Below are 11809 nucleotides of genomic sequence, written 5' to 3'. Positions count from 1 at the left end.
GCCGCCACAGCAGCCTACCCCGCGCCCCACCGCCTCCACCGCAAGCGCGCCCCGCAGCAGTGGCCGCACCCGTAGGGTGGACGAGCGCCAGCGAAGTCCACCCAGACCGGCGGGAAACGTCCGGCTTTGAGAAGCGCGGGACTTCGCTGACGCCCACCCAAGCCTACACCCGGCGATTATCTGCCCGACCGAAGCCGTGACAGGCGCCCGCATCCCAATCCGTCCCACCAACCCGCCAACCGGATTGGACGCGAGCCCGGGTCTTCCTGCTAAAATGCCAGGTCGAAACGGAGAGATGGCCGAGTGGCTGAAGGCGCTCCCCTGCTAAGGGAGTATGGGTTAATAGCCCATCGAGGGTTCGAATCCCTCTCTCTCCGCCAATCACCTCTCTCGGCGCCAGCACAGCGTCTTCCCCCTCGCTGCACGCAGACTGTCCCACCTGCCAGTGCCGGGTTTCGCGAATGCGGGCGGCAGACTCTTGCCGGCCGAGGCGAGCAACGCAGGGCTCGCCCGTTCCCCGCAGCAGAGGTCGCGCACCTTAGCCCGCCCTGGGCATGCTTGTTTTGTGCCCGGCACCATGCGGCGAGGCCGTGTCGGCCTTGCTCGGCTGGATGCTGCAAGATACACTGCTGACCCGGTCAAGCATGAGTTTTTTACACGGAGGCAGGGGGATGACCGGCAAGCGGGTTTCGGCAGTCAGCGTCGTGGCGTTGGTCGCGGCATCGGCCTTGTGGGCAGAAGTCGCCTCGGCTTCTGTCGTGACGATTTCCAACGTGTCCATCACGGGCACCTACGACGTTTGGGAGGCGGACGTCTCCGGCGTCCTGACCAACAGCGGCCAACTAACGCCGCCGCCGCCCTTAGAAACCTACCTCTCGGGCTCGGCCGCCAACCCCGGCGACAACATCGAGTTGGGCAACGGCCGCGCCTACACCGATTGGCAGTCCGGCGTGCGAACCACGCTAACCGGCGACCTCGGCACAGCCTACGCCGTCGATCTGGTCACGCCGACGCTGGCCGATTGGGGGAACATCTTAACCCTGCAGCCCTCCGCGCTGGCTTACGACTACGTCAACGCCGCGCTCGCCTCGATCGGCAAGTCCTCGGCGGATTGGGATGAGAACGCGCTGGTTGGAATTGGCGTGGGCCCTGTCACGTTCGAGCAGGCAGTGCAGGCCTTCGTGTTCGGTGAGGGTCTCAACCCTACCACCAGCGGCGCGTTGGCGGTGAGCGACCCCAATCCAGGCTATGTGCTGTTGGAGGATGCCGGGTCGAAGTCTGCCGTCGTACGCGTCGGATTGCAGGGCAACTTCGACGCCAGCGTGATCGTTGAGCCATTGCTCCCCTTCGTGGGCTACGACCCACAAACGGACCCTTTCCCGCCTCAAGCGAGCGAAGTGGTGCGGCTCGACCTCTACGGCGCGGGCAATGAGCTGCTGAGCAGCGACTTCAAATTCGCCTTCAGTGCTACCCGGACAGGGCAAGCACCCGAGGATCCGGACTGTTTCCCCAACGGCGGACTGCCGGACGACAGGTGCTCCTACACGGGTAACTACGAAGTAACCCAGCAGGTCCCCGTCCCCACGACACTCGCCCTGCTGACCATCGCTCTGGGCGGTCTGGCCGGGGTCCGGCAGGGCTGCAAGCCGGGGCAGCGCCACCGCTGAGCGGTCGCTGCAGGCGCGCGCGTCGCCTGCGCTGTACACCCGAATCCTGTTGAAAGAGGCCGCCGTTGACGGCGATGCTGGAGAAGGCCGGCGCAGCATGTCAGCGTCCGCTCCGCCCGGGTGGGCAGGCCCGACGTCCTCGGGCCGCCGCCGCGTCGCAGCCGACGCCGTGCGGCCCGGCACGAGCCCATCATCCCCGCAGGATCATGCGCGTTCTCAAGACCGCTGGCAGCCGACCCATGAGGCCTGTGATGCCCGGGGTCGATCATGCGCCGCGCCCGGGGCCGCCATTCGGTGCGGATGTTGGGCCGCACGCCCGCCTGGTGCCGCAGTGATGACGGCGAGGCTGCGCTGGCATGCGGTGCGTACCAAGCCCCGCCAAGAAGGCGTGGCCTTGGAGAACCTGACTCGGCAGGGCTATGAGGCCTTCCTGCCGATGATCCCCACCGTGGGCCGGCGCCGCAGGCGCACAGAAGCCCCGCTGTTTCCGGGCTATCTGTTCGTCGGCGTCAAGGCGGCCGAGCAGGCATACGGTCCCATCCGCAGTACCTTCGGGGTTGTCGGGCTCGTGCGCTTCGGTGATCACGTGCCGGAGCTGCCGGAGGCGGTGATCGCCGCCCTTCAAGAGCGAGAGCAGCGCCTGCGCGACCCGAACGCCATGGGTCTTTCCGCCGGGGACAAGGTCATGATCGTCGACGGCCCGTTCGCGGGACTGAACGGCGTCTTCGAAGTCGCCAACGGTGCCGATCGCGTGTTGGTGTTGCTGGACCTGCTGGGCCGCAATGTCTCGACCACGCTCGCCAGAAGTGACATCGCACCGCAAGTTTGAAGCTCCGTCTGCGAACAGCCTGCCTGAGAATCCGCAAAGCCCTTGATTAACCGCATTTTGCTCCTCTGCACGGCCAATATATGCCGCAGCCCCATGGCGGAGGCCGTCTTTCATCGGGCCACGGGTGGTCAGCGCCGCGCGCCCGAGATCCGCTCGGCCGGCGTTCACGCCCTGGTCGGGCACCCCGTTGCAGAGGACGCACAGCAGGTGCTCGAAGGCCGCGGATTGGATATGTCGGAGCACAGGGCAACACAGCTGACCCCTGAAATGCTGGCGTGGGCGGATCTCGTGTTGATCATGGAAGAAGCGCAGCGCTCTGCGGTTCGCGCCATCGGGTCGGCCTACGTGGGCAAAGTCATGCGCCTGGGGCACTGGGCGGACAGCGAGATCACCGACCCCTACCTGCAAGGCCTCGATGCCTGCGAGCAGACCCTGCAGCTCATCGAAGCGTCAGTCGCCGGCTGGGCTGGCAGGCTGCATTGAGAATGCGCCGGTATGTTCGGTGCTTGCGGTGGAAATGCATGAACGCGTTGTCGGGCTTCGTTCCTCAGCCCGACCTACGCTGAATGCTTGCCCGGTCTCTTGAGCCGGGTCTATGGAGATTTGCAGCCAGCAGCGAGCTTGCGGGACGCGCGACCGGCGTGCCAGTGACAGGCTAGGCACATCAAGCCGAGCTCACACGCGAGACGGGACACGACGCCGCGGCTCAAAACGGCACAAGCCGCGCAGGACGAAGGAGCAGGAGATCGGGCAATGTCGTACAGCTCAGCGCCGAGTCAAAATTCAGTAGCGACGGACGCGCATTCGCCGCGCCCCCGTGGGAGCGGCATCCCTGCCGCGACAACCCGCGCCGAACGCCGCATCGCGGCAAGGATGCCGCTCCCACAGCCAGGTCCCCGTGGGAGCGGCATCCCTGCCGCGACAACCAGCGCCGAGCGCCAAATCGCGGCAAGGTTGCCGCTCCCACATGCCGCCTAGCCGACGCGCCCAAAGCCGCCGCCAAGCTGCCCCTTAGCACCCCAGCCGATCGAACAGCCAAGATGTTGCGCGCCGTTTTCGTCCTCTTCGCCCCGCTGCTGCTCCTGGCCGGCTGTGCAGCCGTGCCCGGCAACGACGTTGTCCAAATGCGCGCCACCGGCGAGTCCTCCGTACAGGTGCCAGTACAAACCCCGGAAGGTGAGGTCCCGGCCAATGTCCGCATTCAGTCCATCACCGCAGAGCTGATCATCCAGCACGAGCGCGCCTATTACCCGGCGCCCGAGACCACGCCCGCACCGCCGGCGCATCAGGACTATCGCCTCGGCGCCGGCGACATCGTCAACGTCATTGTCTGGGACCACCCGGAGCTGACCATGCCTGCCGGCGAGTTCCGCAGCGCCGAGCAGTCCGGCACCGTGATTTCGGAGGACGGGACCATGTATTTCCCGTTCGCCGGTGTCATCCAGGCGGCAGGACTCACCGCCAGCGAGCTGCGAGACATCCTCACCCGCAAGCTGAGCGCCACCATCGAGAACGTCCAGCTCGAAGTCCGTGTCGCCGCCTATCGCAGCCAGCGTATCTATGTGGTGGGGGAGGTCAGGCAGCCCGGCGTCTTGCCGATCACCGACGTGCCCATGACCGCGGTCGAGGCCGTCAACCGAGCCGGCGGCTTCACCGAGAACGCCAATCGGCGCAATGTCACGCTCACGCGCGCCGGCGACACACGGCAGATCGACCTGCACGCGCTCTACAAGCACGGCGATACCAGCCAAAACCTCATGCTCCGCGATGGCGACATCCTGAGCGTGCCGGACCGGGGCTTTAATAAAATCTTCGTGCTCGGCGCCGTCAATCGGCCGGGCTCGCAGACCATGGGGCGGCACCGCGTGACCCTGGCAGAGGCCATCGGCGATGCCGCGGACATCCAGCAGTTCGCGGCCAACCCGCATCAGATCTACGTGATTCGCGGCGGCGACCGCCCGAAGATCTTCCACCTGTCGTCCAAGTCACCGGATGCCTTACTGCTGGCCGACCGTTTCCCTTTGAGGCCAAGAGATATCGTCTACGTCGACGCGGCCGCGATCATCCGCTGGAACCGCATCATCAGCAACCTGCTGCCGACAACGAACATTCTGAACAATGTCGAGGGACTGAACTTCAATTACGGGACCGAGTGACGTGTTGGCGCGCCCTTGTGCCAGCCCATGTCTCCAAGCTTGCCACCATGCCCGCGGCAATGCACCGCCTTCCGCCCAAAACACGGCAAGGCAGCCCGATCGGAGGCAGAACGTCGATCATGACGCCCCCAATCCGCTGGCAGCGCCCGGGACTGGTAGGGTGGACAAGCGCAGCGCAGTCCACCCAGCATATTGAGTGAATCGCACAGCTATAAAAATGCAGGTCCATCATCCACGCAGCCAGGCGCGATGCCCGGCCCGTGTTCATCCGTTCACCTCGGCGTCCCCGGCGCCGCTCGAATAGCCGCTGTGCGATCCGCCAATACAATGAACGACGTCAGACCAGCATTCCCGGCCACAGATCCGCCCTCGGCCTGGCCGGAAGCCACACAGACACAGGCCGAGACCTTCCCCCGCGACTACGACGACGATCAAGGCGGCAATCTGCACGACCTCCTGTGGACGGCATGGGACGCCAAGTGGCTGATCCTGGCCATTCTGGCCATTGCGACGGCGGCGGGCTTCTATCGGTATCTCTCTACCGACCCCAGCTACACGGCCAACGGTCTGATGCAAATCGAGACCAACCAGGCCGGCGCCTCGGCGCTGCAAGCCTTCGAGCAGTACGGAGAAGTCCTCGGCGGGTCCGTCTCTGTGGCCGCGGAGATCGCCGTCATGAAGTCTCGGCCGGTCATGTCGGACGTGGTCGAGCGGCTCAACTTGGATATTCGGGCGACACCCGTCTACTACCCTTACTTCGGCCGCGCCATCGCCCGTTCCTACCGCGGGCCCGGCGTCGCCAAGCCCTGGTTCGGCCGGTCCCAATACGCCTGGGGAGGGGAGCGCATCCAGGTCCAAAGCCTGCTCGTCCCACAGGCCTTCTATGGCAAGCCCCTGATTCTGGAAGCCGGCACCGAGGGCAGCTATCGCTTACTGAGCCCGGCGGGTGCGGAGTTGCTGCGCGGCGAGACCGGCGTGCGCGCCCAGACCCAGATCGACGGCGAGCCCCTGGTGATTTTCGTCACCCGGCTCAAAGCGCGGGCCGGCACCCACTTCCATGTCAAGAAGCTCACGGTGAATGCCGCCGCGGCCGGTCTAGCCAGGAGCTTCAGCGCGGCGGAACGACCGGCCCAATCCGGCATCCTGCGCACCAGCTTCACCGCCGGCGAACCAGAGCGTGCCGCGACGGTGCTCAACGCCATTATGGAGAATTACCAGCGGCGCAATCTGGAGCGCAAGGGCGAAGAGGCGGACAAGACCCTGGCCTTCCTCGAGAAGCAGCTGCCGCCGCTGCAAACGCGGCTGGAGGCGGCAGAAACCGCCTATAAGGACTACCTGCGCGAGCACGGCACCATCGACATCACCCGCGAGACCCAAGAGGTCCTGACCTCGATCACCGAGATCGAAAGCGAGCTCTTCACCCTGCAGCAGGAGCGCGAGCGCCTGCGCGCCCGCTTCAAGCCCGCGCACCCCAAGATCCGCTCCATCGACAGCCTGGTGGACAGGCTGAGTGCCAGGCTCGCAGCGTTGGAGGCACAGACCGAGTCCTTGCCCACGGTGCAGCAGACCGTGCTCCGCCTCAAGCGCGACGTGGAGGTGACCTCCGGGCTCTACTCCAACCTGATCAACTCCCTGCAAGAGCTGCGCATCGCCAAGGCCGGCACCGTGGGCAACGCGCGCATCATCGAGGATGCGCTGCCGCCGGGCGGGCCCGTCGCCCCCAGCCTGAGCCGCAAAGTGCTCACCAGCATCATGATCGGGCTGTTGGTTGCCCTCGCGCTCGTGTATCTGCGCGTCAAGCTGCGCCGCGGCATCGACGACCCGGACGCCCTCGAGCAGCGCATCGGCCTGCCGGTGCTCGCCACCATCCCCTTCAGCCAGGCTCAAGACCGCATCGCCAAGGCCATCAAGAAGCGCCACAAGACCGCGGTGCAGCCGCTCGCCCTCCAGGCGCCCGGCGACCCCGCCGTCGAGAGCATCCGCAGCCTGCGCACCAGCCTGCATTTTCTGCTGCTGGAGGCCAACAACAAGACCCTGCTCATCACCGGCCCCACCCAGGAAGTCGGCAAGTCTTTCTTGTCCTTGAACCTTGCCGTATTGCTTGCTCAAGCGGGCAGCAAGGTCTTGCTGATCGACGGCGACATGCGCAAGGGCCATCTCCACCGCCTGGCGGGCGTGCGCCCGCAGCAGGGGCTCTGCGAGTACCTCACCGGCGATCTCGGCCCCAACCCGTCAATTCTGCATCTGGAGGAAATGGGCATCGACTTCCTCCCCGCGGGCACACGCCCCCCGAACCCCGCAGATCTGCTGATGCACGAGCGCTTCGCCGCCTTGCTGGAGTCGAGCTCAGGGCGCTATGACTACGTATTGATCGACGCGCCCCCGGTGCTGGCGGTGACCGACGCAGCCGTCATCGGCCAGCACGGCGGCGCGACCCTGATGGTGGCGCGCTCACCGATGAACAACGCCGAGCAAGTCGAGCAAAGCATCAAGACGCTGCAACAGAGCGGGGCGCGCACCCGGGGCATGATCCTAAACGGCATCTCGCTGCAAAGCCGGTACAGCTACCGTTATCGTTACCGGTATGCATATCGCTATGCGGACACCAAAACAGACCGGCAGCCGAAGCCCGCGCCATCCTAGCAAGCCACCGATTGATCCTAGATCCGGTATTTGCGCCAACAAGAGCACAAAGAGCACGAAGGGGCTCAGCAAGCAGGGAGGGTGGGCAAGCGAAGCGCCGTCCACCAAGCCCCGAGCGCCCCTGGGTAGACTTCATGTCGCTCGTCGGCCTCGATCACAACTCCGACCACCCGGGCAGGCGCAGGGCGTAGGGTGGACAAGCGCAGCGCAGTCCACCAGCTTACCGGCGGTCGCGGGGTGGACCACTGGTCGCGCTAACGATCAAGCCGCGCGGGCGCACCCTGCGTCCCCAGAGCTGCCAGCCCTGGTTTCGTCAGGCCAGGATGGCCTGACTACCCAGTCAGCACCACCAGTCAGCACCAAAGGCGGTCGGAGTTATGATCAAGGCCCGCTCGTCCACCCTGCTATCACTTGCGCCTGCTATCACTTGCGATACAGATGGGCGTCGACGCCGATGGCCATCGCTTTCGTGTTACAAATCTGAATAGCCCAACGAGCCTTGCCACGAATAACATCGGTCCCGTAAACGTTCTCGTAACCGAACAGCCAATGCAGCTCGCCGACGCGATTGATGCAAATCCTTTCCGTGCGCACGAAGCCCGGATAGCGAAAAGCGATGCGAGACACTCCTATTCGCCCCGTGGGAGCGGCATCCCTGCCGCGACAACCAGCGCCGAACGCCAAATCGCGGCAAGGATGCCGCTTCCACAGCCGTAATCCCGCAACTGCGCGCGCTAGCTCTCATGCCCAACCACTCGCCACGCATAACCAGGCGCCCGCACGCTCGCCGCGGTTCGCGCCGCCAGCGCCGCAATAGAGCCCTGCTGCTCGCCGGCGCGGCCGCCGCAGCTGCATTCGGCCTGTATACGCTGTGGGCGCAAGGCTTGATGCCCGTGAACGAGTCGGCAGAAGACTGGTACGACGCACACCAGCAAGTCGTCCCGCTGGTCTCACTCCCGGCGGACGACGCACCCCATGACGACTATGTCGAATGGTGGTACTACAACGGCCACGTCAGCGATGCCCAGGGGCGCCGCTACAGCTTCCACTACGTCGTCTTCCTCATCAACGCCCTCACCACCCATACCGTGGCCCATGCGTCCCTGGTGGACCACGCCGCGCGCCAACACCACACCAGCCAGCGCCGCACTGCCGGCAACCCCTCATCCGGCACGGTCGACAGCTTCGACTTCGTCCTCGGCGACTGGAGCCTCACGGGCGGAGGCGGCACAGACCGCCTCGGCTTCGCCCTCGACGGCCACCGCTTCACGCTCGATCTGCAGGAGACCGCAGCCCCGGTGATGCAGGGCGGCAACGGCATTCTGGACTTCGAGGACACCGGCGAGAGCTACTACTACACCCGCCCGCGCATGGCGGTGACCGGCACACTGGATCTCGACGGTGAAGCCCGGCCCGTCTCCGGCCTCGCTTGGTTCGATCACCAGTGGGGCGACTTCGAGATCTTCCGGCTCGGCTGGGACTGGTTCGCGCTGCAGCTCGACGACGGCCGCGACATCATGCTCTACCGCCTGTTCGACCCGCACACCGGCCGCGGTGTCCTCACCTCCGGCACCCTCTCCGATGCCAGCGGCGCCGTCGAGCTGCACCAGCGCGACTTCCAGCTCCAAGTGCTGGACCACTGGCAAAGCCCGAGCACCGATCGGCGCTACCCCATCGCCTGGCGTATCCACATCCCCGCCCACGACCTCTCCATGACCGTCGAGCCCATCCTGCGCGGCGCCGAGCTCGACGCCCGCACCACCACTTACATGGTCTATTGGGAAGGCCCGGTACAAATCCACGGCGATGCCCGCGGCGTCGGCTATGTCGAGCTGAGCGGCTACCAGCCCGCGGGTCGGCGCCCTAGCGCAGCTGCGCCTCGCGAGTGAGCGGCAACGCCAGCGTCCAGCCCATCCGCCGCACCGCCCGGCTGCAGCCTCACTGGCGCCCACTGGGACCGCAGGCATCCCGCCGGCCCGCACCGGCCACCCCCCCAAGCCCGACACCTCCCAAGCCCGACACCTCGCCAGCGCGACACCCCGAACGCCGCGCCCGCCGGCACCGGTGGCGCCACAGCACAGACCCGAGCCCCTTCCCGGCCGGGCAGCACGCAGCATCGCCGCCCGCGACACCGCCGAGCGATACCGCGAGACCAGACCAACAGCTCGTCGGATCGCAGCCCTGCAGACCTCTACACCCGCAGCCTGATGTGTAAAGAACTGATAATTGTGGTCGACACCGTAACGGCGTTTGTGTAAGGATTTTCACCACGCCTTGGACAGGGTGATCGGTTACCAGATCGCCGCGAGCAGTTGCGCCGGGAGAGGTGCTTTATGGAAAACAATGCCTTGCTGGGTCTGGTCCTCGCGCTAGTGGGCACAACCGCCTTAGCTCTGCTGCTGCGCGGGCCCGCCCGCCGTGTCGGGCTCGTCGACCACCCCAGTGTACGCAAGACCCACTGCACGCCAACCCCGCTGACCGGCGGGATCGCGCTCTTCCTCGCCGCCTCCGCCGGCCTGCTCTTGGCGGCGCCGGAGACCCCCGGCCTCATCCCCGTCCTGGCCGGCGGCGCGCTCCTGGTGGGCTTTGGCGCCTTCGACGACATTCGCGAAATCGACTACCGCCTCCGCTTCCTGGTCCAGGCCGCCGCCGCCGCCTGCCTCGTGCTCGGCGCCGACGTGCGGGTGGAGAGCCTCGGCAACCTCCTCGGCTTCGGCGAGATCCAGCTCGGCCTGCTGTCGGTGCCCTTCAGCATCTTCGCCATCGTCGGGCTCATCAACGCCATCAACATGCTCGACGGCCTCGACGGCCTCGCCGGCGGCGTCACCATCGTCTCCCTGGCAGCGCTGCTGCTCGCAGCGGCGGCGGCCGTCCCGGTGCTGGTCATGCCGGCGCTCGTCCTCGCCGCCGCCGTGCTCGGCTTTCTGCTGGTGAACTACCGCTTCCCATGGCGCAAGCGCGCGCCTGTCTTCATGGGCGATGCCGGCAGCACCTTCCTCGGCTACTGCCTCGCCTGGTTCGTCATCGCCCTGCCGCAGCAGGCGCCGGACACCGTTACGCCCATCGCGGCCCTGTGGCTGGTCGGCCTCCCGGTGGCAGACACCCTGGCGACCATCTGGCGGCGCAAGCGCCAAGGCCTGTGCGCCTTCGATGCCGGCCACAACCATATCCACCATCTCCTGCAGCGCGCCGGCTTCGGCATCAACGCCACCGTGCTCCTGATTCTGTGCGCCTCCGCCGCGTTCGCGCTCATCGGGCTGGACCACATCTTCCTGGACTCGCTGCCGGAGCCATATTTGAGCTACCTGTTCGTGGCCGCCATCGCCGTGGTTTACAAGCTCTTGCAGCACGTCGCACCGTTAAGGCGCTTGCTCAGGGGGCGCGTCGCCGAGGACGCACCCAATCAACCGCCCATCGAGCAGGGCGCAGAAGAATGACCAGCGACGCCGCGCATACCCCTGCCCGGCCAAAGCCACCTGCTGCATCGCGATCCATCTCCACCACAGCGGCGATACAAACCGCACAGCGCTCGGCGGGGCCCGCAGCCCGAGCAGACAAGCCAGATGCATAACGCCGAACGACCGCGCACCGCCATGGGAGCGGCCTCCCATCCGCGACGACCAATGCCCAGCGCCACATCGCGACAAGGCTGTCGCTCCCACTACCACTCCCATGTGGGAGCGGCATCCCTGCCGCGACCGACTGCATGCCGTGCTCACCAGGGCGCTCGGCCTCTGCACGCGCGCCTCAACCGGCCGTTGCGGTTAACCAATCCAACCATCGGCACCTAGCCGAAACCTAGACAAAAGGGCCCCGCAGAGCTCCGCTTTGCGGCCCAAGCTGATTGACGGCCTGCCGATGTCAGGCTAGTTGGCCAATCAATCAGCACAAGGAGGAAAAATGCCTATGCTGTGTACAGAGATGCACGGCAGGGCGGTAGCGTGCCCGGCGCTGCAATGTCGAAAGTAAACGGCTCCGACCCTTTTCCGCACAATCGGCGTAGGTCGGGCTGAGGCACGAAGCCCGACACCGTGCCCGACACCGCGCCGGCGCAGACTGCGCGAGTAAAGGGCTCCGACCCCTTTTTCGGGGCGTAGGGTGGACAAGCGAAGCGCAGTCCACCAGCGACTATGTCCAAGGCACCCAACGCATGGCGGAAGACAACGCCCGTCGCCTCTTGCAACAGGCCGCCCCCGGAAATCCGATCATGCAGACCTTCATTGACCGCTATATCGCGATAAACGGCTCCGATCCCTTTTCACAGGGTTAGGGATTCCAGAATTTGACCAGGGTCACAACCAGCCCGCCGACGGTGACAGTGGTACCGAATGACCAGATCATGAAGCGATCGATGCGGCGGGTGAGTGCCTCGAAGCGTTGATCCGCCTGCTCGAAGCGTTTATCGACTTGCTCGAAGCGCTTGTCGACTTGCTCGAAGCGCGCCAGCATGTCCTGGCGCAGCTCCTGGCGGCGCTGCTCGGCCGCTTCGAAGCGTTCGTCCATCCGCGCGAAGC

General features: G+C 66.0%; 8 protein-coding genes, 1 tRNA gene and 1 pseudogene. 8 read left to right on the top strand and 2 right to left on the bottom strand.

All coding sequences use genetic code 11. The features are described from left to right. The first annotated feature begins 289 nt into the window (after nucleotides 1–289). From CKO31_RS23750 to CKO31_RS23725, 6 genes are all read left to right on the top strand, one after another. Nucleotides 290–380, top strand: a tRNA-Ser gene (locus CKO31_RS23750). A 291-nt stretch (nucleotides 381–671) separates the two neighbouring features. After that, a complete protein-coding gene (locus CKO31_RS23745; RefSeq protein ID WP_200242571.1) occupies nucleotides 672–1667 on the top strand; it encodes an NF038130 family PEP-CTERM protein in 996 nt (331 codons plus the stop codon). Between the two features lie 334 nt (nucleotides 1668–2001). After that, nucleotides 2002–2496 (top strand): transcription termination/antitermination protein NusG, encoded by a 495-nt coding sequence (nusG, locus tag CKO31_RS23740; protein ID WP_200242569.1) that lies wholly within the window; start codon nucleotides 2002–2004, stop codon nucleotides 2494–2496. 42 nt (nucleotides 2497–2538) lie between these two features. Next, a complete protein-coding gene (locus CKO31_RS23735) occupies nucleotides 2539–2979 on the top strand; it encodes a low molecular weight protein-tyrosine-phosphatase (protein ID WP_200242566.1) in 441 nt (146 codons plus the stop codon). Between the two features lie 557 nt (nucleotides 2980–3536). Next, nucleotides 3537–4652, top strand: a complete 1116-nt coding sequence (locus tag CKO31_RS23730) for a polysaccharide biosynthesis/export family protein (protein ID WP_200242563.1) — start codon at nucleotides 3537–3539, stop codon at nucleotides 4650–4652. Nucleotides 4653–4979: 327 nt separating this feature from the next. After that, nucleotides 4980–7295 carry a polysaccharide biosynthesis tyrosine autokinase gene (locus CKO31_RS23725; RefSeq protein WP_200242560.1) on the top strand — a complete coding sequence of 772 codons (2316 nt, stop codon included), beginning with the start codon at nucleotides 4980–4982 and terminating at the stop codon, nucleotides 7293–7295. Nucleotides 7296–7718: 423 nt separating this feature from the next. On the opposite strand, the gene CKO31_RS23720 is transcribed toward CKO31_RS23725, so the two are convergent. Beyond that, nucleotides 7719–7922 carry a hypothetical protein gene (locus tag CKO31_RS23720; RefSeq protein ID WP_200242548.1) on the bottom strand — a complete coding sequence of 68 codons (204 nt, stop codon included), beginning with the start codon at nucleotides 7920–7922 and terminating at the stop codon, nucleotides 7719–7721. A gap of 266 nt (nucleotides 7923–8188) precedes the next feature. Here CKO31_RS23720 and CKO31_RS23715 point away from each other — a divergent pair, with 266 nt between their 5' ends. Further along, a complete protein-coding gene (locus CKO31_RS23715; RefSeq protein ID WP_200242546.1) occupies nucleotides 8189–9184 on the top strand; it encodes a lipocalin-like domain-containing protein in 996 nt (331 codons plus the stop codon). Nucleotides 9185–9628: 444 nt separating this feature from the next. Further along, nucleotides 9629–10732 carry an MraY family glycosyltransferase gene (locus CKO31_RS23710; RefSeq protein WP_200242543.1) on the top strand — a complete coding sequence of 368 codons (1104 nt, stop codon included), beginning with the start codon at nucleotides 9629–9631 and terminating at the stop codon, nucleotides 10730–10732. Between the two features lie 829 nt (nucleotides 10733–11561). On the opposite strand, the pseudogene CKO31_RS23705 reads toward CKO31_RS23710, so the two are convergent. Continuing rightward, nucleotides 11562–11809, bottom strand: a pseudogene (locus CKO31_RS23705) (hypothetical protein); the annotation flags it as partial.

It is taken from the genome of Thiohalocapsa halophila (assembly GCF_016583825.1).
In the GTDB taxonomy this organism is placed as follows: domain Bacteria; phylum Pseudomonadota; class Gammaproteobacteria; order Chromatiales; family Chromatiaceae; genus Thiohalocapsa; species Thiohalocapsa halophila.
The sequence above is the reverse complement of the archived record's forward strand: the minus strand, read 5'-3'. Positions and strand labels throughout refer to the sequence as shown.

What these genes read in the sequence shown, in the direction of transcription:
- CKO31_RS23745 (WP_200242571.1), top strand. Translation starts at nt 672, where the DNA reads ATGACCGGCAAGCGGGTTTCGGCAGTCAGCGTCGTGGCGTTGGTCGCG.
- nusG (WP_200242569.1), top strand. Translation starts at nt 2,002, where the DNA reads ATGACGGCGAGGCTGCGCTGGCATGCGGTGCGTACCAAGCCCCGCCAA.
- CKO31_RS23730 (WP_200242563.1), top strand. Translation starts at nt 3,537, where the DNA reads ATGTTGCGCGCCGTTTTCGTCCTCTTCGCCCCGCTGCTGCTCCTGGCC.
- CKO31_RS23725 (WP_200242560.1), top strand. Translation starts at nt 4,980, where the DNA reads ATGAACGACGTCAGACCAGCATTCCCGGCCACAGATCCGCCCTCGGCC.
- CKO31_RS23710 (WP_200242543.1), top strand. Translation starts at nt 9,629, where the DNA reads ATGGAAAACAATGCCTTGCTGGGTCTGGTCCTCGCGCTAGTGGGCACA.